This is a genomic window from Methylopila turkensis, from assembly GCF_027922325.1.
GTDB classification, from domain to species: Bacteria; Pseudomonadota; Alphaproteobacteria; order Rhizobiales; family Methylopilaceae; genus Methylopila; species Methylopila turkensis.
Genome location: NZ_BSFL01000001.1, coordinates 580,172 through 599,721, shown reverse-complemented (window position 1 = coordinate 599,721; position 19,550 = coordinate 580,172). Strand labels below are relative to the sequence as shown.

Sequence of the window (19,550 nt, the reverse complement as noted above, 5' to 3'; positions counted from 1 at the left end):
CAATGTGCCGCGCCGCGCCGCGTCTGTCACGCGGGTCGGGGCGGCCAGAGATCATCGCCGCGGGCGCCACGACAGCGGCCCGCTTGGCTCGTAGAGCCACGGATATTGCCGGACCATCTTGCGCGCCGTCGTGACGCGATGGCCGAGGAGCGCGAGCCCGACGAGGATCGCGAGATCGACGAGCAGAAAGTGCAGGGTCAGCAGGCTGCCGCTGAACAGCGCGAAATGGATGAAGCGCACGGCGCAGGCGAGCGGAACCATCCAGACCGCCGCCTTCCACGCCGGCTCCCACGCGCCCGCGATGGCGCGGCCGGCGAGCCACGCGGCGCCGCCGCCGAGGATGACGGTGACGAACAGGAATTCGGGAAGCGAGATCTCCCAGATCAGCCCCATCAGTGCCGCCCTCCCTCGAGATAGGCGGCGCGGACCTCCTCGCGCTCCAGCAGCTCGCGGCCCGCGCCCGACAGCGTGATCGAGCCGTTGACCATGACGTAGCCGCGATGGGCGAGCTTCAGCGCGTGGTAGGCGTTCTGCTCGACCAGGAACACGGTCAGGCCCTCGGTGCGGTTCAGCTCGCCGATCGCCGCGAAGATCTGCTTGGCGATCAGCGGCGCGAGGCCGAGCGAGGGCTCGTCGAGCAGCAGGAACTGCGGCCGGCTCATCAGCGCGCGGGCGATTGCGAGCATCTGCTGCTCGCCGCCGGACAGCGTGCCGCCGCGCTGGGAGACGCGCTCCTTGAGCCGCGGAAACAGATCGAACATCCGCCGCAGGTCTTCGTCGAAATGGGCGAACTGCGTCACCGCCGCGCCCATCTGGAGGTTCTCCAGCACGGTCATGCGCGGGAAGATGCGGCGCCCTTCCGGCGACTGGGCGATCCTGAGCCGCGCGATTTCGTGCGTCGGCATGCGGGTGATGTCGCGGCCGTCATAGACGATGGAGCCGTCGCGCGCCTGCGGGCTGCCGAAGATCGTCATCATCAGGGTCGACTTGCCGGCGCCGTTCGCGCCGATCAGCGTGACGATCTCGCCCTTGGCGACGTCGATGTCCACGCCCTTCAAGGCCGCGATCGCGCCGTAATAGGCGGTGACGCCGCGGATCGTCAGCATCGGCTCGGTCATCGCGCGGCCTCCGCGCCCTCGACCTCGCGCTCGACGTCGGCGACCTCCTCATCCTCGACGCCGAGATAGGCGGCGATCACCTTCGGGTCGTCGCGCACCGCCTTCGGGGAGCCGTCGGAGATCTTCTTGCCGTAGTCGAGCACGACGACGTGGTCGGAGATCTCCATGACGACGCTCATGTCGTGCTCGATCAGCAGCACCGCGGCGCCGTCGTCGTCGCGGATCGAGCGCAGCAGCGCGTTGAGCTCCAGCGACTCGCGCGGGTTGAGGCCGGCGGCGGGCTCGTCGAGGCACAGCAGCACCGGGTTGGTGCACATGGCGCGCGCGATCTCGAGCCGGCGCTGGTCGCCGTAGGGCAGGTCGGCCGCGGGGTCGTCGGCGCGGTCGATCAGGCCGATGCGCTCGAGCCAGACCTTGGCCTTCTCGATCGCCTGGCGCTCCGCCCTGTTGAACCCGCCGATCCCGAGCACGCCGAGCACGGTGAGGCCCGACGCCTTCATCAGCGGCTCGTGCTGGGCGACGAGCAGATTCTCGAGCGCGGTCATGCCGCCGAACAGGCGGATGTTCTGGAAGGTGCGCGCGACGTTGGCCTTGCGCGAAATCTGGTGGTCGCGCAGCCGCTCCAGCAGCAGCACGCCCTCATGGCTCTTCAGCGGGAGCCGGCCGGCGGTCGGCTTGTAGAAGCCGGTGATGCAGTTGAACACCGTGGTCTTGCCGGCGCCGTTCGGGCCGATCAGAGCGGTGATCTCGCCCCGGCGGACGTCGAAGGAGACGTCGTTCACGGCGGTGAGGCCGCCGAAGCGCATGGTCAGGTGCTCCACGCGCAGCAGCACGTCGTCGGGGAGGGCCGGCAGCTCCTCGGTCATCCGTGGCCCTCCTGCACGAGGGAGCCGGAGATCGCCTTCTTCTCCTTCAGGAACACGGACGGCGAGCGGGACGAGACCAGGCCGCGCGGCCGCCAGATCATCACCAGCACCATGACCAGCCCGAAGGTGATCATGCGGTAGTCGCTGAACTCGCGGAACAGCTCGAAGCCGCCGATCATCACCACGGCCGCGATCGCGACGCCGAACTGGGAGCCCATGCCGCCGAGCACGACGATCGCGAGGATCATCGCGCTTTCCATGAACACGAAGCTCTCCGGGCTGATGAAGCCCTGCCGGGTCGCGAAGAACGAGCCGGCGAAGCCCGCGAACGAGGCGCCGATCGCGAAGGCTGTCAGCTTGGTGGTGACGGTGTTGATGCCGAGCGAGCGGCAGGCGATCTCGTCTTCCCTCAGCGCCTCCCAGGCGCGGCCGATCGGCAGCCGGCGCAGGCGGATCGTGACGAAGTTGGTGAGGAGCGCCAGCGCGAGGATCAGGTAGTACAGGAACAGGATGCGGTGCAGCGGCGAGTAGTCGAGCCCGAAGGTCGCCGCGAAGCCGTCCGGCCCGCGGTCGAAGTCGATTCCGAAGAAGCTCGGCCGGGGGATGCCGGAAATGCCGTTCGGTCCGCCCGTCACCCAATACCAGTTCAGCAGCACGATGCGGATGATCTCGCCGAAGGCGAGCGTGACGATCGCGAGATAGTCGCCCCTGAGACGGAGCACGGGGAAGCCGAGGATCACGCCCCAGAACGCCGCGAGGATGCCGGCGAGCGGCAGGCAGATCCAGAACGACAGCCCGAAATACTGCGCGAGCAGGGCGTAGGAATAGGCCCCGACCGCATAGAACGCCACGTAGCCGAGGTCGAGCAGGCCGGCGAGCCCGACCACGATGTTCAGGCCCCAGCCCAGCATGACATAGGTCAGCACCAGGATGCCGAGGTCGATCGCGTAGCGTTCGGTGAAGGGCAGCAGCGGCATCGCGACCGCGCCGGCGATGGCGAGCGGGCCGAGGAAGCGCGCGAGCCCCGCGAGCTTCGCCTCGAGCTTGGGCGGCACGTAGCCGACGCGCTTGACGCGACCGGGCCGCCAGAGCGTGAGGTTGAGCAGCAGCCGGCCGGCGAACACCACCGCGACCGCGATCGCGACCGGCGCCCAGCGCTGCTCCAGCACAAGGCCCTGCGGGCTCTGCACCGGCACGAGGCCCATCATCGGCGCCGACAGGCCAAGCGCGATCAGGGCGGCGACGGCGGCGTCGCGGACCGCGGCGGGGAAGGACGCTTCCGTCGACGCCTGCGCGTCCGCGGCGGGGGTCTGCGGCATCAGACCTTCTCGACCTCGGGCCGTCCGAGCAGGCCGGACGGCAGGAAGATCAGCACGATCGCGAGGATCGAGAACGCCGCGACGTCCTTGTATTCGACCGAGAAATAGGCTGACCAGAAGGTCTCGATCAGACCGATCAGCAGGCCGCCCAGCATGGCGCCGGGGAGCGATCCGATGCCGCCGAGCACCGCGGCGGTGAAGGCTTTCACGCCGGCGACGAAGCCGATGTAGAAGTCCACCACGCCGTAATAGAGCAGGTACATCAGCCCTGCGACCGAGGCGAGCGCGGCCCCCATCACGAAGGTCAGCGAGATCGTGCGGTCGACGTCGACGCCGAGCAGGGAGGCCATCTTGCGGTCCTGCTCGCAGGCGCGCTGGGCGCGGCCGAGCGAGGTCTTGGCGACGATCACCGTGAAGATCGCCATCAGCGCCACGGTGGTGACGACGATCAGGATCTGCACGTTCGAGATGTTGACGACGAAGCCTTCCGCCGCGCCGAACTGGTGCCCGCCGGGCACCACCGGAGGCAGCGGCTTCACCCGCGCGCCCTGAGCGAGCTGGACGTAGTTCTGCAGGAAGATCGACATGCCGATCGCGGAGATCAGCGGCGCGAGGCGGAACGAGCCGCGCAAGGGCCGATAGGCGATCCGCTCCACCGTCCAGCCGTAGAGCGCGGTCAGCGCCATGGCGACGATCAGCACCACGAGCAGCGCGAGCGGCACGAAGGTGATTCCGATCGCGACGAGGGCGAGATAGACGATCAGCGCCATGAACGCCCCGACCATGAACACGTCGCCATGGGCGAAGTTGATCATGCCGACGATGCCGTAGACCATCGTGTAGCCGATGGCGATGAGCCCGTAGATCGAGCCGAGGGTGACGCCGTTGATGAGCTGCTGGAGGAAATATTCCATGCCCGCGCGCTACGCCCTTTCCTCGTCCGCCGTCTGACGGAGCCTCGCGCTCCCGCCATCCGCCCGGAAAATGAGCCTGCCTCCGCAATGTGCGAAATCGGCCGGCCCTGACTCTTAGCAAGCGCGGCGGGCGCCGACAACGCGGCTCCGCCGATGATGCGGCGTTCGCGCGAAAGCTGCGCAGGCCGAGACGCCTTGGAGCGTGCTATGTGTCGGGGCGAGGAGCGAGGGACGTCGTCGAGGGCGCATTGGCGGACAGGGACGGATGTGAGCGGGGCGTCGCCCCGGAAGTGCGTTCGGAGCGCCGGGGGCCGCGTCTTGCGGCCGCCGTGCGGGTCGCCGTAGCCGTCGCGCTGTCAGCGCCGGCGTCCGCGCGGGCCCAGGGGCCGACCGAGGATTTCGCGGCCGCGTTCGGACGGGCGTTCGACGGCGTCGCGGCCTGCGGCGTGCTGCGCGACGTGGCGGCCGGCGCCCAGCCGGCGGTGAGCGACTTGCAGGCGTGCGGCGAGCGCCTGCCGCCCTGCGCCGCCTTCGAAGTCGCCGCCAACGTGGTCGCGATCGATCGCGGAATCGTGCCGGACGCCGACACGCCGGTCCGGCGTGAGCTTCAGGGCGACGACCCCGAGCAGAAGTCGGCGGAGCGCGGCGTCAATCTCCGCGACGCGTTCCGGAAGCCCGAGCCCTGGGTCTATGAAGAGCTCGCGCGCCGGATCGGGCCGGAGGCCTATGGCAAGGCGCTGGCCGCCCTGCGCTACGGCAACGCTGACGCGAGCGCCTCGCCGGTGGAGCGCATGTGGCTGGGCGAATCCCCGGACGGCCTCAGGATCAGCCCGGTGGAGCAGGTCGATTTCCTGGCCCGGCTGAAGCGCGGCGAACTGCCGACGAGCGCCGAATCGCAGGCGCGGGCGGTGGAGATCATCCCGTTCGAGCGCATACCCGAGGGGCTGTTCGCCTGGAAAAGCGGCGAATGCGGTCCGGCCGGCGGCGACAGGGTCGCCTGGGCGATCGGCTGGGTCGACCGCGGCGGCCGCAGCACGATCTACTCGGCGGTCGAGAAGGGCGCGGAGGTCACGGGCGCGGACGCGCTCGGCCGGATGCGCGCCGTGCTGAACGAGCTGTCGCTGACGCCGCCGCCGCCGAAGCGATGAGGCCGTCGCAAAACGCCGGCGGAGGATTATGTTCGGGCGCGACGCCCGGACTTCCTCCGGGCCGGGAACGAGGACGCGCCCCATGTCCGCCACCTCTGACCGTCCCGCGGCCGACCCGCTCGCCATCGCCGAGGCGTGGGCGCGCGAAGGCCGCCAGGTCGCGCTTGCGACCGTGGTCGAGACCTGGGGATCCGCGCCGCGGCCGGCCGGCAGCCATCTCGTGATCGACGCCGACGGCGCGTTCGAGGGCTCGGTCTCCGGCGGCTGCGTCGAGGGCGCGGTCGTGGGCGAGGCCGCCGAGGTCATCGCGAGCGGCGAGCCGCGCCTGCTGGAGTTCGGCGTCGCGGACGAGACCGCGTGGCGCGTCGGCCTGTCCTGCGGCGGCCGGATCAAGGTGTTCGTGGAGAAGGTCGCGTGACCGGGCGGCTCCGCGCATGAAGCTCGAACTGCTTGCGGCGCTCAACGCCGCGCGGGCGGAGCGGCGGCTCGCGGTCGTCGTCACGCGCCTCGCCGACGGCGAGCAGCGGCTTGTGACAGACCCCGCGGGCGATCCGGCCGAGGCCGACATCCGCGAGGCGATCCGCTCCGGCCGCAGCGGCGTCGCGGGCGACGTCTTCCTCGCGGTCCACCGCCCGTCGCCCCGGCTCGTGATCGTCGGGGCCGTGCACATCAGCCAGGCGCTGGCGCCCATGGCGGCGATGACGGGCTACGACGTCGTGGTGGTCGATCCGCGCGCGGCCTTCGCGAGCGCCGAACGCTTCCCCGGCGTCGACCTGCGCGCGGAATGGCCGGACCGCGCCGACCTGCGGCTCGACCCCTTCACGGCGGTCGCCGCCGTCACCCACGATCCCAAGATCGACGATCCGGCGCTGGCCGCGGCGCTCGCGGCGAACTGCTTCTATGTCGGCGCGCTCGGCTCGCGGAAGACGCACGCCGCGCGCCGCCAGAGGCTGGAGGAGGCGGGCGTGCCGCCGGCGGCGATCGATCGCGTGCGCGCGCCCATCGGGCTGCCGATCGGCGCGGTGAGCCCGGCGGAGATCGCGGTCGCGACGCTCGCCGAAATCACCGCCGCGCTCCGGCGGCCGCAGGAGACCACGGCATGAGATTCGGTTCGGTCCCGGTGGCGCGGGCGGTCGGGTCGGTCGCGGCCCACGCCGTGCGCGCCGACGGCGTGACGATCCGCAAGGGCGCGGTGGTGACGCTCGCCGACGCCGCGGCGCTTGCGCGGGCCGGCGTCTCCGAGATGGTGGTCGCGGAGCTCGCGCCCGACGACGTGCCCGAGAACGAGGCCGCGCACCGGATCGCGACCGCGCTCGCCGGCTCGGGCGTCCGCGTCGACCGCCCCTTCACCGGCCGCGCCAACCTGTTCGCCGACGAGGCCGGGTTGCTGCTCGTGGACCGCGCCGGCGTCGACGCCCTGAACGCGATCACCGAGGACGTCACCTTCGCCACGCTGCCGGAGCACGCCGCCGTAGCCCGCGACGCCATGGCGGCGACGGTGAAGATCATCCCGTTCGCGCTGCCCGAGGCGACGGTCGCGGCCGCCGAGGCTGCGGCGCGCGCGTCCGGCCCGCTGGTGCGGATCGCGCCCTATCGGGTGACGCGGGTGGCCGCGGTCTCGACCCTGCTGCCGGGCCTCGCGACTAAGGTGGTCGACAAGACCATCGCCACGCTCGAGCGCCGCCTCGCGCCGGCCGGCGCGAGGGTGGTGGGCGAGCTGCGCGTGCCGCACGACGCCGACGCGCTCGCCCGCGCGCTCGTCTCGCTCGCGCCGGCGGACCCGGAGCTGATCGTGGTGTTCGGCGCCTCCGCCATCACCGACCGCCGCGACGTGGTGCCGATGGCGATCGAGGCGGTGGGGGGCTCGGTCGAGCGGCTCGGCATGCCGGTCGATCCCGGCAACCTGCTGCTGCTTGGCCGTATCGGGAACGTGCCGGTCGTCGGCGCGCCCGGCTGCGCGCGCTCGCCGAAGGAGAACGGCTTCGACTGGGTGCTGGGCCGGCTGCTCGCCCGCACGCCGGTTTCGGGCGCCGAGATCGCCGGCATGGGCGTGGGCGGGCTGCTGATGGAGATCGTCTCGCGTCCGCAACTGCGCGCGGAAGCGGAGGAGGGCGGCGGCCGCGTCGCGGGCGTCGTGCTCGCGGCCGGGCGTTCGAGCCGCATGGAGGGGCCGAACAAGCTGCTCGAGATCGTCGAGGGCCGGCCGCTGGTGCGGCACGCCGTCGAGGCCGCGCTCGCCTCCAAGGCGCTCTCCGAAGTGGTGGTCGTCGTCGGCCATCAGGCCGATCGGGTCGAGGCGGCGCTCGCCGGGCTTCCCGTGCGCTTCGCCGCCAATCCCGCGTTCGGCGACGGCCTTTCGACCTCGCTGAGGGCGGGCCTCGTCGCCCTCGACCGCAGCGTCGACGGCGCGCTGGTGATGCTTGGCGACATGCCGCGCATCGATCCGGGGCTGATCGGCAAGCTTGTCGCGGCGTTCGATCCCTCGTCCGGCGCGCACGCCGTCCTGCCGACGCGCGACGGCAAGCGCGGCAACCCCGTGCTCTGGGGCCGCCGCTTCTTCGCCGAGCTCATGGCCGTCGAAGGCGACGTCGGCGGACGCCATGTTCTCGGCGCCTACGCCGAATTCGTGCGCGAGGTCGAGGCGGACGCCGGCGTGCTGTTCGACGTCGACACGCCGGAAGCGCTGAGGGCGCTCAGGGCCGGCGAATAGCGGGCGGCTCGTCCGCGCGCTTGCCTGTCGGCCGCCGCTCCCGTCGGCAGCGCTCCGAGCAGTAGCGCACCTCGTCCCAGACCTTCTCCCAGCGCTTGCGCCAGGCGAACGGGCGGCCGCAGCCGGCGCAAAGCTTGTGCGGCAGATCGGCCTTGGCTTTGCGCTTGGGCATGGTCGGTCTGAACCGGGTGAAGCGCGCGGCCGTATGCGGACCGAGGGGCCCGAAGGAGACGGCATGGCGGATACGACGCTCATCTACGGCGGAAGCGGCGGCATCGGATCGGCGCTGGCGCGCGCCGTGGTCGCGCGCGGCGGAGCAGTGCATCTCGTCGGCCGCAGCGAAGAGCGGCTCAGGGCCGCAGCCGACGAGACGGGCGGCGGCTACACCGTCGGCGACGTCGCCGATCCCGACCTGTTCGCGCGCGCCACCGAGGCCGCGGCCGCCGACGGTCATCTGGTCGGGCTCGCCTATGCGGTCGGCACCATCAATCTGAAGCCGCTGTCCAAGCTGACCGACGGGGATTTCGAGACGGACTTCGTCCTCAACGCGCTCGGGGCCGCGCGGGCGGCGCGCGCCGCGCTGCCGGTGTTGAAGCAGGCGGACGGAGCGTCGGTGGTGCTGTTCTCGACGGTCGCGGTGGCGCAGGGCTTTGCGAACCACGCCTCGGTCGCGATGGCCAAGGGGGCCGTGGAAGGCCTTGTCCGGGCGCTTGCGGCCGAGCTCGCGCCGAAGGTCCGCGTCAACGCCGTCGCGCCGTCGCTCACGAAGACTCCGCTCGCGGCGCCCTTGGCCGGCTCCGAGCAGGTGGCCTCCGCGATCGCCGCCATGCATGCGATCCCGCGCCTCGGCGAGCCTGAGGACGCGGCGGCGCTCGCCGCCTTCCTGCTGTCGGACGCGGCCGGCTGGATCACCGGCCAGGTCATGGGCGTCGACGGCGGGCGGTCGACGCTCCGGACCAAGGGATAGCGCTGGCGCGGGCCTGCGATGCCGGGCGCGCCGTTGTCGACGGCCGCCGCCCCTCCCACGTTGCGCCCTCGCGGCCCCTGTGCCTTATGCGCGCGAGGCTCGAAAGCTGAGGAGCGTGTGGCATGGCGGAATACGACGTCGACCTGTTCGTCATCGGCGCGGGCTCCGGCGGCGTGCGCGCGGCGCGGATCGCGGCCCAGCACGGCGCCAAGGTCGCGATCGCGGAGGAGTACCGCATCGGCGGCACCTGCGTCATCCGGGGCTGCGTGCCGAAGAAGCTGCTGGTCTACGCCAGCCGCTTCGCCGAGGAGTTCGAGGACGCCGCCGGCTTCGGCTGGACCGTGCCGGAGCCGACCTTCTCCTGGCCGGCGCTGATCGCGGCGAAGGACCGCGAGATCGCGCGCCTGTCCGCGATCTACGAGGCGAATCTCGTCAAGGCCGGCGTCGCGATACACCGCCAGCGCGCCACCATCGCAGGTGAGAACGCGGTCGCGCTCGCCGACGGCGCGACCGTGACGGCGGGGACCATCCTGATCGCGACCGGCGGCGCGCCCGCGAAGGGCGTCTTCCCCGGCGCGGAGCTCGCGATCTCCTCGAACGAGGCGTTCGACCTGCCCGCGCTGCCGGCGAGCATCGTCATCGTCGGCGGAGGCTACATCGCGATCGAGTTCGCCGGCGTGTTCGCCGGGCTCGGCTCCCGCGTCACCCTGATCCACCGCGGCGCGAAGCTGCTGCGCGGCTTCGACGAGGACGTGCGCGACGAGGTCGCCGCGGGCCTCGCCAAGCGCGGCGTGGAACTGGTCTTCGAGGACGAAATCGTGGGGATCGAGGCGGTCGAAAGCGGCCGCCGCGTGCTCACGAGCGCCGGCCGCGCGATTGAGGCGGAGCAGGTGATGCTCGCGATCGGGCGCGGCGCGCTGGTCGACAATCTCGGCCTCGACGCCACCCATGTGATGCGCGACCACTCCGGCGCGGTGATGGTGGACGTGACCGCCCGCACCAACGTGCCCTCGATCTACGCCGTGGGCGACGTCACCAACCGCGTGAACCTGACGCCGGTCGCGATCCGCGAGGGCCACGCCTTCGCCGACACCGTGTTCGGAAACGCGCCGACACTCGTGGACTACGCCGACATCCCGACCGCCGTATTCGCGACGCCCGAGGTCGGCGTCGTGGGCCTGACCGAGGCCGAGGCGCGCGACCGGGGCGGCGAGGTCGACATCTACAAGGCCCGCTTCCGGCCGATGAAGGCGACGCTCTCCGGCCGGGACGAGAAGGTGCTGATGAAGATCGTCGTCGACGCCGCGACCGACCGCGTGCTCGGCGTGCACATCGTCGGCGAGGCCGCGGCGGAGATGATCCAGCTCGCGGCCGTCGCCGTGAAGATGGGCGCGACGAAGGCGCAGTTCGACGCGACCGTCGCGCTGCACCCGACCGCCGCGGAGGAACTCGTCACGCTCAGGACCAAGTGGTCGCCGTCGTGAGCGTTCGCCGAGGCGGCGCATCGCTCTCTGCCGCCTCTCCCCGGCGGGGAGAGGTCGGCCCGGAGGGCCGGGTGAGGGGGCTTGCCCCTCTTCGGCTTGCGATCCTCCCCCTCACCCGCTCGGCTTCGCCGATCGACCTCTCCCCGGCGGGGAGAGGGGAAGGAGCGCCGTCCTGATGGACGCGCGCGCGGCCCCGGTCATCGACGACGTCCGTCGGCGCCAGATCATCGTCGGCGTGCTGGCCGCGATGCTGCTAGCGGCGCTCGACCAGACCATCGTCGCGCCGGCGATGACCACCATCGGCCAGTCGCTCGGCCACGCCGAGTACCTGTCCTGGGTGATCTCGGCCTATCTCGTGACCGCGACGGCGGTCACGCCGCTCTACGGCAAGCTCGCCGACATCCACGGCCGCTATCCGGTGATCGTCGCGGCGGTCGCGATCTTCTTGGCGGGGTCGGTGGCGTGCGCGCTGGCGCCCAATCTCGGCGTTCTGGTCGCCGGCCGCGCGCTGCAGGGCGTCGGAGGCGGCGGCCTGATCGCCCTCGCGCAGACTGTCATCGGCGACATCGTGCCGCCGAAGCAGCGCGGCAACTACGCGGCCTACATCTCGGGCATGTGGGCGGTGTCGGGCATCGCGGGGCCGATCGTCGGCGGCGTGATGGCCGAGCACCTGCACTGGTCGATGATCTTCTGGGTCAACCTGCCGATCGGCGTGCTGGCGCTCGCGATCATGCACGCGCCGCTGCGCGACCTGACGTTCCAGCCGAAGTCGCACAGACTGGACGTGCCGGGCGCAATGCTGGTGGTCGGCGCGACGTCGCTCGCCATGCTGGCGCTGTCCTTCGGGCGCGTCAGCGGCGACTGGACCTCGCCGCTGGTGCTCGGGCTCGCCGCGTCGGCGGCGGCGGCGGGCGCGCTGTTCGTGCGCCGGCTGTGGACTTTCGCCGAGCCGCTGATCCCGCTGCACGTGCTGAAGGACCGCGTCATCGCCCGCGCGACGGCCTCGCTGTTCTTCGCGGTCGGCGGCCATCTTGGGCTGTCGACGCTGGCGCCGGTCTACTTCGAGTCCATGCACGGGCTCCGGCCGGACCTCGCGGCGCTCGGCCTCACGCCGCTCGCGCTCGGCGCCGTCGGCGGCGCGCTGACCGCGGCCCGCGTGCTGGTGCGGTCGGACAAGTACAAGACCCCGGCGCTCGCAGGCCTCACGGTCGCCTTGGCGACGCTCGCGGTGCTCGCAGCGACGACCGAGGCGCGCTCGTTCTGGCTCACTGAGGCGCTGTTCTTCGTCTACGGCTTCGGCGTCGGCACGATCTTCCCGACCACCACCGTCAGCGTCCAGAACGCCGTCGCGCGCCACGACCTCGGGGCCGCGACCGCTCTGCTCGCCTTCATGCGCTCGCTCGGCTCCGCGGTCGGCGTCGCGGTGCTCGGGGCCGTGGTGCTGGGCGCGGGGCTCGGCGCGGAGGGCGGCGGAGCCGGCCCACGCGTGGCGATCAGCCCGGACGCCTTCCGGATGGCGTTCCTGATCGCGGCGGTCGCGACCGCGGTCGCGATCGCGGCGCTCGCCGCCATGCCGCGCCGTCCGCTGCGCGACAGCTTCGAGCCGCTCCCTCCGGAAGGCTGAGCCGGTTCGCGGTTCCCGCGGGTTGGCGCGGGCGGCGCGCAGGTGCTAGAAGCGCGCGCCACGAGCGGCCATATGACGCGTGGACGGCTGCGGCCGTCCGCGCCGGCGCCGCCCGGCGAGCTTTTGGAGAACCGAGATGTCCGAGCGTTGGAGCCCGTCCAGCTGGCGCGATAAGCCGATCCTGCAGGCCCCGGTCTATCCGGACGCGGCCGCGCTTTCGGCCGTCGAGGCTCAGCTTGCGTCGTTTCCGCCGCTCGTGTTCGCCGGCGAGGCGCGCAAGCTGAAGCGCCAGCTCGCCAAAGTCGCCAAGGGCGAGGCGTTCCTGCTGCAGGGCGGGGACTGCGCCGAGGCCTTCGCCGAGCATTCCGCCGACAACATCCGCGACTTCTTCCGCGTGCTGCTGCAGATGGCGGTGGTGATGACCTACGCCGCCGCCTCGCCGGTGGTGAAGGTCGGCCGCATCGCCGGCCAGTTCGCCAAGCCGCGCTCGTCGCCGACCGAGGTCGTGGACGGCGTCGAGCTGCCGATCTACCGCGGCGACATCGTCAACGGCACCGACGCGACGCCCGAGGCCCGCATCCCGGACCCGCGCCGCCAGCTCGAGGCGTACCGCCAGTCGGCGGCGACGCTGAACCTGCTGCGCGCCTTCGCGACCGGCGGCTACGCCAATCTCGACTTCGTGCACCAGTGGATGCTCGGCTTCGTCAAGGAGAGCCCGCAGTCCGGCCGCTACCAGGAGGTGGCCGACCGGATCGCGGAGGCGCTCGACTTCATGCGCGCCTGCGGGGTCGATCCGGAGACGCACACGGAGCTGCGCACGACCGACTTCTTCACCAGCCACGAGGCGCTGCTGCTCGGCTACGAGCAGGCGCTGACCCGCGTCGACTCGACCACCGGCGACTGGTACGCGACCTCGGGCCACATGCTCTGGATCGGCGACCGCACGCGCCAGCTCGACCATGCGCATGTGGAGTACTTCCGCGGCATCAAGAACCCGATCGGCCTGAAGTGCGGCCCGTCGCTGAAGCCGGACGAGCTGATGCGGCTGATCGAGGCGCTCGATCCCGACAACGAGCCGGGCCGGCTGACGCTGATCGCGCGCTTCGGCGCCGACAAGGTCGACGCGCATCTTCCGGCGCTGGTGCGCGCCACCAAGACTGGCGGCCGCAACGTGGTGTGGTCGTGCGACCCGATGCACGGCAACACCATCAAGGCGGCGTCCGGCTACAAGACCCGGCCGTTCGAGCGCATCCTCGCCGAGGTGAAGGCGTTCTTCGACGTCCACCGCGCCGAGGGCTCCTACGCCGGCGGCATCCATGTGGAGATGACCGGCAAGAACGTGACCGAATGCACGGGCGGCGCCCGCGCGATCTCGGACGCGGACCTGCACGACCGCTACCACACCCACTGCGACCCGCGCCTCAACGCCGAGCAGGCGATCGAGGCGGCGTTCCTCGTGGCCGAGGAGCTGAAGAAGGAGCGCGTCGCCCGCGGCCGCAAGCATGTCGCGGCCGCCGAGTGAGAACTCCGATCCGGCGGGCGTAAGGCGCGGCGCTCGGCGCGCCGCCTTCCTTCGTGCAGATTTGGCGGAGACGTATGGCGGTCTCACCTCAAGACGTGCGCCGCGCCTATCGCGTGGATGAGACGCCCGGCGATCTCGCGGCGCTCATGCTGGCCGAGTTCGATCGGCTGGACGCCCGAGGATCGCGAGGCGTCGGATGAGTGAGCCTGCTCCTTGTCCGGGCCTTGAGCCGGGACCCAGACGCGCCGCCGTGTGAAGACCAACGCGGCTGGCCCGTCGCGTCGCGTTTAAGAACCGTGAGGTTCTGGGGCCCGGCTCAAGGCCGGGACAAGAGGGCATGCTTGTCTTCGCGGGCATGATGGAACCCGCTGATCGCCGTCTCCGGACGGACCTTACGGCGCGTAGGTCAGCGTCGTGGTCTGGACGTTGGCGGCGTCGGGGCCGGTCATGACCTCGATCGGGCCGGGCGTCGCGCCGAAATCGGTCTCGCTCTTCCAGTAGCCGAAGTCCTTCTCCGCCACCGTCAGCTCCACCGTCTTCGTCTCGCCGGCCTTCAGCGCCACGCGGGCGAAGCCGCGCAGCGTGCGCATGGGCTGCGACACCTCGGCGACCTTAGGCCGGAGATAGAGCTGCACCACCGCCTCGCCGTCGCGGCGGCCATGGTTGCGCACCGCGACCGAGACGACGGCGCTTTCGCCCTTGGCCAGCCGCTCGCGGTCGAGCTTCGGCGGGCCGAACGCGAAGGAGGTGTAGGTCAGGCCGTAGCCGAAGGGGTAGAGCGCGCCGTAGGTGGAGTCGCCATAGCCGGTGGTGAAGGGCTTGATCGGCGTCTCCGCCGGCCGCCCCGTGGGAAGCGCTTCGTGATGGATCGGGATCTGGCCGACCGAGCGCGGGAAGGTCATAGGCAGGCGTCCCTTCGGCTCCACGTCGCCCATAAGCAGGCGGGCGAGCGCGGGGCCGCCCATGGTGCCCGGCTGCCAGGCGTAGAGGATGGCCGGCGCGCGCTCCGCGAGCGAGCTCAGCGCCAGCGGACGGCCGGCGAACACCACCACCACCGTCGGCTTGCCGGCGGCCAACACGGCGCGCACAAGCTTCTCCTGATGGCCGGGCAGGCCGAGCTCGGAGCGGGCGGCGCTCTCGCCGGACTGGTTGAAGCGCTCGCCCACAGCCAGCACCACCGCCTGCGACCGGCGCGCGGTCTCGACCGCCGCGGCGATCTCCTCGTCGGTGGAATCCTCCACCGCGCCGCCATGGGTGGCGAGCACTTCGCCGCCCTCGCCGAGCCGGCGCTCGAGGCCCTGCTTCAGCGTCTCGGTCTCGTTGGGTTCGCCGCGGGCGGCCCAGGGGCCGAGCGTGTCGGCGGCCGAGTCGCCGAGCGGGCCGATCAGCGCCACCCGCTTCACATCCGGCGCGAACGGCAGCACGCCGTCGTTCTTGAGCAGGACGAAGGACTTCTCCGCCATGTCCTGCGCCGCCGCCTTCTGGGCGTCGGTGAAGATCTCGCGCTTCTCGCGGTCGGGCGTCGCCCCGCGATACGGGTCCTCGAACAGGCCGAGGTCGTCCTTCAGCCTGAGCACCCGCCGCACGGCCTCGTCCACCACCGCGACGTCGAGCTTGCCCGCCCGCACTAGCTCCGGAATCTCCTTCACATAGGCGCGGGACTCCATGTCGAGGTCGGCGCCGGCCACAAGCGCCTGCTGCGCGGAATCCGCCAGATCGGCCGCGGTGCCGTGGTCGGGCAGCTCCTTGATGGCCTGGAAGTCGCTGGTCACGACGCCGGTGAAGCCCCATTCGCCGCGCAGCACGTCGGTCAGCAGATGGCGGTTGGTGATGGTGGGACGCCCGTCGGTGGCGTTGAAGGCGCCCATGAAGCAGCGCACGCCGGCCCGCGACGCCGCCTCGAACGGCGGCAGATAGGTCGCCTTCAGCGCGCGGGGCGAGAGGTCCAGGGCGGAGTAGTCGCGCCCGCCCTCGACCGCGCCGTTGGCGCCGAAATGCTTGACGCAGGAGGCGGCGTTGTCCGGCTTCTTCAGATCGGCGCCCTGGATGCCGCGCACCCGCGCCTCGCCGATGCGGGCGGCGAGCCACGGGCTTTCGCCGGCGCCCTCGACCACGCGGCCCCAGCGCGGATCGCGGCTGACGTCGAGCATGGGGGTGAAGATCATGTTCACGCCGGCGGCGGTCGACTCCACCGTCGCCACCCGCTCCGCGTTCTCGATCGCGGCCATATCCCAGCTCGCGGCCTGGGCGAGCGGGGTGGGGAACACGGTGCGGTAGCCGTGGATGACGTCCATGGCGAGGATCATCGGGATCTTCAGCCGCGTCTTGGTGACCGCGATCTCCTGCAGCGTGCGGGTCTGCTCCGCGCCGTAGACGTTGAACAGGCCGCCGACCGAGCCCTCCGCGATGCGGCGGGTCACGTCCTCGTAGGCCGGCTCCAGCACCGGCACGATCGAGACGAAGTTGAGCTGCCCCGCCTTCTCCTCGATCGTCATTTGCGACAGCAGCTCCTCCACGCGTGCGTTCCGGTCCTCGGGCGCGGCCGTGGCGGACGAGGCGAACGCGGCGGCGAGACATGCGGCCGCGGCCAGGCGGAGGACGGAGGCTGTCATGGAGGCGGTCACCGTTCGACGTGGCGGGGGCGGCACTCTCGCCGCAGCGGCCGTCGATGAAAACCCCGCCCCCGGCGACGGTCCGCCGCAGGCGGCGCTTGCGCGGCCACGCTCCCGCCCCGCATAACGCCGGACAAAAGCTGCGGAGGACGACGCCATGACCGCCCCACGGATCGCCCTGCTCGGAACCGGCTTGATGGGAGCGCCGATGTCGCGCCGCCTGCTGGGCGCGGGCTTCCCCGTCACGGTCTGGAACCGGACCCGGTCGAAAGCCGAGCCGCTCGCCGCGGACGGCGCCGCGGTCGCAGACACTGCGGCCGAGGCGGTCCGGAACGCCGACGTCGTCATCACCATGCTGGAGAACGGGCCGATCGTCGGCGAGGTGCTGTTCGGCGCCGCCGGCGCCGCCGCGGCGATGAAGGCGGGCGCCATCGTCCTCGACATGAGCTCGATCCCGCCGCCGACCGCGCGCGACCATGCGCTCAGGCTGGCCGATCTCGGCCTCCGCCATGTGGACGCGCCGGTGTCGGGCGGCACGCGCGGCGCGGCCGAAGGCGCGCTCGCGATCATGGCGGGCGGCGCCGAGGACACGATCGCGGAGCTCGCGCCGGTGTTCGCGCCGCTCGGCCGCGCGCTCCGCGTGGGCCCGAGCGGCTCGGGCCAGCTCGCCAAGCTCGCCAACCAGGCGATCGTCGGAATCACCATCGGCGCGGTCTCCGAGGCGCTGCTGCTCGCCGCGAGCGGCGGGGCGGACCCGGCCGCCGTGCGCGAGGCGATCCGCGGCGGCTTCGCGGAAAGCCGCATCCTGGCCGAGCACGGACAGCGCATGATCGAGCGCGACTTCCTCCCCGGCGGGCAGGTGAGGGTGCACGTGAAGGACCTCGACACCGCGCTCGCCGCGGCGGCCGACGGCGGCGTGACGCTGCCGCTGCTCGCGGCCGTGCGCGACCTGTTCGTGGCGCTTCGGGACGACGGCGGCGCGGCCTATGACCATTCCGCGCTGCTGATCCAGCTCGAACGCATGAGCGGCAAGCGGCTCGGCCCCGGTCCCGACCGGCTGCCGGGCTGAGCCCGGACTTAGCCGGCCCCAAGCCGCGGTCTGGCGTCGCTGTCCGCTTTCGACTATCGACGGCTCCGAACCTCCGACCTGTCGCCCGCGCCTCGTCGCCCGCGGGCCAAGAGCGCCTTTCCATGCCCGATCTTCTGCTTGAGCTGTTCTGCGAAGAAATCCCCGCGCGCATGCAGGGCCGCGCCGCCGACGACCTGAAGGCGCTGGTGACCAACGCGCTGGTCGAGCGCGGCCTGACCTACGAGGGCGCCAAGGCCTTCGTCACGCCGCGCCGGCTGACGCTGGTGGTCGGCGGCCTGCCGGCGCGCCAGCCGGACCGGCACGAGGAGCGCAAGGGCCCTCGCGTCGGCGCGCCGGAAAAGGCGCTGGAGGGCTTCCTCAAGGCGGCGGGCCTGACCTCGATCGATCAGGCGACGGTGCAGGCCGACCCCAAGGGCGACTTCTACGTCGCGCGCATCCACAAGCACGGCGCGGCCACGACCGAGGTGATCGCCGAGATCGTGCCCGCCATCGTGCGCGCCTTCCCCTGGCCGAAGTCCATGCGCTGGGGCGAGGGGACGCTCCGCTGGGTGCGGCCGCTGCATTCGATCGTCGCGACCTTCGGGGTTCCGCAGGAGGAGCCCGACATCGTCCGCTTCGAGATCGACGGGATCGCCTCCGGCGACGTCACCCGCGGCCATCGGGTGCACGCGCCGGGCGAGATCCGCGTGAAGCGCTTCGACGACTACGTCGCGAGCCTCGAAAAGGCCCGCGTGGTGCTCGACGCCGAGCGTCGGCGGGACATCATCCGCGCCGACGCCCGCACCCTCGCCAACGCCCAGAACCTCGATCTGGTCGAGGACGAGGCGCTGGTGGAGGAGGTCGCCGGTCTCGTGGAATGGCCGGTGGTGCTCATGGGCCAGTTCGAGGCCGAGTTCCTCGACGTGCCGGACGAGGTGATCCGCGCCACCATCCGCGCCAACCAGAAGTGCTTCGTGCTGAAGGACCCGGCGACCGGTCGGCTGACCAACCGCTTCATTCTGGTCGCGAACCTCGACGCCACCGACGGCGGCGCGGTCATCGTCCACGGCAACGAGCGCGTGGTGCGCGCCAGGCTCTCCGACGCCCGCTTCTTCTGGGAGACGGACAAGAAGACGCCTCTTGAGGCTCGGCTTGAGAAGCTGAAAAGCATCACCTTCCACGCCAAGCTCGGCACCCAGTACGAGCGGGTGGAGCGCATCGCGAGGCTCGCGAAGGAGCTCGCCCCGCTGGTGGGGGCCGATCCGGCGAAGGCGGAGGCCGCCGCCCGGCTCGCCAAGGCCGACCTCGTCACCGAGATGGTCGGCGAGTTCCCCGAGCTTCAGGGCCTGATGGGCCGCTATTACGCCGCCGCCGAGGGTCTCGACCCCGAGATCGCCGCCGCGTTGGAGGAGCACTACAAGCCGCAGGGCCCGTCGGACCGCATCCCCACCGCCCCCGTCTCCATCGCGGTGGCCTTGGCCGACAAGATCGACACGCTGGTCGGCTTCTGGGCGATCGACGAGAAGCCCACGGGCAGCAAGGACCCCTACGCGCTGCGGCGGGCGGCCCTCGGAGTCGTGCGGATCATTCTGGAGAACGGGTTGCGGCTGAGGCTTCTGGACGTGGTCAGTGGCGCGTCGGAGGCGGCAATCGGCGACGATCTCCTCGCCTTCCTCGCCGATCGCCTCAAAGTCCAGCTTCGCGAGCAGGGCAAGCGGCCCGATCTGGTCGACGCCGTGTTCGCGGCGGGCGACGGGTCGTCCCATGACGACCTTGTGCTGATCGTGCGCCGGGTGGAGGCGCTGGAGACGCTGCTGTCGACCGAGGACGGCAAGAACCTGCTGGCGGGCTACCGCCGCGCCGCCAACATTCTGAAGGCCGAGGAAAAAAAGGACGGCGCCGGCGCGTTCGAGGACGCGCCCGATCCGGCGCTGTTCGTGGAGCCGGCCGAAGGCGCGCTGTCGGCGGCGCTCGACGTGGCGGAGCCCGCGGCGGCCGCTGCGCTGGCGGCGGAAGACTTCCCCGCCGCGACCGCGGCGCTTGCGAAGCTCAGGCCGGAGGTGGACGCCTTCTTCGACGGCATCATGGTCAACGCGCCGGAGCCGGCGCTGCGGGCGAACCGTCTTCGCCTGCTCGCGCGCCTGCGCCGCGCCACCCGCGCCGTCGCCGATTTCGACCGCATCGCGGGCTGACGGTG

Annotated in this window: 17 protein-coding genes; 10 read left to right on the top strand and 7 right to left on the bottom strand. The window is 71.8% G+C overall.

The window, feature by feature from the left end:
• Positions 1-51: 51 nt before the first annotated feature.
• The 5 genes from PKE78_RS02790 to PKE78_RS02770 are packed head-to-tail and all read right to left on the bottom strand — an operon-like array spanning position 52 to position 4,217.
• Entirely contained in the window at positions 52-393 is a 342-nt protein-coding gene (locus PKE78_RS02790) for a DUF6867 family protein (RefSeq protein ID WP_271199321.1), read from the bottom strand.
• The gene (locus PKE78_RS02785) at positions 393-1,118 is read right to left on the bottom strand and encodes an ABC transporter ATP-binding protein (RefSeq protein ID WP_271199320.1); all 726 of its coding nucleotides are present in this window, start codon (positions 1,116-1,118) and stop codon (positions 393-395) included. The genes PKE78_RS02790 and PKE78_RS02785 overlap by 1 nt, the downstream gene beginning before the upstream one ends.
• Positions 1,115-1,984, bottom strand: a complete 870-nt coding sequence (locus PKE78_RS02780) for an ABC transporter ATP-binding protein (protein ID WP_271199319.1) — start codon at positions 1,982-1,984, stop codon at positions 1,115-1,117. The genes PKE78_RS02785 and PKE78_RS02780 overlap by 4 nt, the downstream gene beginning before the upstream one ends.
• Entirely contained in the window at positions 1,981-3,303 is a 1,323-nt protein-coding gene (gene livM / locus PKE78_RS02775; protein WP_271199318.1) for a high-affinity branched-chain amino acid ABC transporter permease LivM, read from the bottom strand. The genes PKE78_RS02780 and livM overlap by 4 nt, the downstream gene beginning before the upstream one ends.
• Positions 3,303-4,217: an ABC transporter permease subunit gene (locus PKE78_RS02770; RefSeq protein ID WP_271199317.1), complete on the bottom strand. Its 915-nt coding sequence runs from the start codon at positions 4,215-4,217 to the stop codon at positions 3,303-3,305. Before PKE78_RS02770 ends, livM begins: the two co-directional genes overlap by 1 nt.
• A 329-nt stretch (positions 4,218-4,546) precedes the next feature.
• On the opposite strand from PKE78_RS02770, the gene PKE78_RS02765 reads away from it, so the two are divergent.
• From PKE78_RS02765 to PKE78_RS02750, 4 genes are all read left to right on the top strand, one after another.
• Entirely contained in the window at positions 4,547-5,365 is an 819-nt protein-coding gene (locus PKE78_RS02765) for a penicillin-binding transpeptidase domain-containing protein (protein WP_271199316.1), read from the top strand.
• Positions 5,366-5,447: 82 nt separating this feature from the next.
• Positions 5,448-5,783 carry an XdhC family protein gene (locus tag PKE78_RS02760; protein ID WP_271199315.1) on the top strand — a complete coding sequence of 112 codons (336 nt, stop codon included), beginning with the start codon at positions 5,448-5,450 and terminating at the stop codon, positions 5,781-5,783.
• Between the two features lie 16 nt (positions 5,784-5,799).
• Entirely contained in the window at positions 5,800-6,468 is a 669-nt protein-coding gene (locus PKE78_RS02755) for an XdhC family protein (RefSeq protein ID WP_271199314.1), read from the top strand.
• Positions 6,465-8,075 (top strand): molybdopterin-binding/glycosyltransferase family 2 protein, encoded by a 1,611-nt coding sequence (locus PKE78_RS02750; RefSeq protein ID WP_271199313.1) that lies wholly within the window; start codon positions 6,465-6,467, stop codon positions 8,073-8,075. Before PKE78_RS02755 ends, PKE78_RS02750 begins: the two co-directional genes overlap by 4 nt.
• On the opposite strand, the gene PKE78_RS02745 is transcribed toward PKE78_RS02750, so the two are convergent.
• Entirely contained in the window at positions 8,059-8,247 is a 189-nt protein-coding gene (locus PKE78_RS02745; RefSeq protein ID WP_271199312.1) for a DUF2256 domain-containing protein, read from the bottom strand. The genes PKE78_RS02750 and PKE78_RS02745 overlap by 17 nt on opposite strands.
• Positions 8,248-8,310: 63 nt before the next feature.
• Here PKE78_RS02745 and PKE78_RS02740 point away from each other — a divergent pair, with 63 nt between their 5' ends.
• From PKE78_RS02740 to PKE78_RS02725, 4 genes are all read left to right on the top strand, one after another.
• Positions 8,311-9,042 carry an SDR family NAD(P)-dependent oxidoreductase gene (locus PKE78_RS02740; protein ID WP_271199311.1) on the top strand — a complete coding sequence of 244 codons (732 nt, stop codon included), beginning with the start codon at positions 8,311-8,313 and terminating at the stop codon, positions 9,040-9,042.
• 122 nt (positions 9,043-9,164) lie between these two features.
• Complete coding sequence (gene gor / locus PKE78_RS02735; RefSeq protein WP_271199310.1) at positions 9,165-10,526, top strand: glutathione-disulfide reductase; 1,362 nt, start codon at positions 9,165-9,167, stop codon at positions 10,524-10,526.
• A gap of 175 nt (positions 10,527-10,701) precedes the next feature.
• The gene (locus tag PKE78_RS02730) at positions 10,702-12,150 is read left to right on the top strand and encodes an MDR family MFS transporter (protein WP_271199309.1); all 1,449 of its coding nucleotides are present in this window, start codon (positions 10,702-10,704) and stop codon (positions 12,148-12,150) included.
• Positions 12,151-12,286: 136 nt separating this feature from the next.
• On the top strand, positions 12,287-13,672 hold the full coding sequence (locus PKE78_RS02725; RefSeq protein WP_271199308.1) for a class II 3-deoxy-7-phosphoheptulonate synthase: 1,386 nt from the start codon (positions 12,287-12,289) through the stop codon (positions 13,670-13,672).
• 392 nt (positions 13,673-14,064) lie between these two features.
• Here the strand turns inward: PKE78_RS02725 and bglX are convergent, their stop codons facing one another.
• Positions 14,065-16,284: a beta-glucosidase BglX gene (gene bglX / locus PKE78_RS02720; protein ID WP_271199307.1), complete on the bottom strand. Its 2,220-nt coding sequence runs from the start codon at positions 16,282-16,284 to the stop codon at positions 14,065-14,067.
• 157 nt (positions 16,285-16,441) lie between these two features.
• On the opposite strand from bglX, the gene PKE78_RS02715 reads away from it, so the two are divergent.
• Positions 16,442-17,353, top strand: a complete 912-nt coding sequence (locus PKE78_RS02715) for an NAD(P)-dependent oxidoreductase (protein WP_271199306.1) — start codon at positions 16,442-16,444, stop codon at positions 17,351-17,353.
• Between the two features lie 122 nt (positions 17,354-17,475).
• Positions 17,476-19,545, top strand: coding sequence for a glycine--tRNA ligase subunit beta (gene glyS, locus PKE78_RS02710; protein WP_271199305.1), 2,070 nt, complete (start codon positions 17,476-17,478; stop codon positions 19,543-19,545).
• Positions 19,546-19,550: the final 5 nt, after the last annotated feature.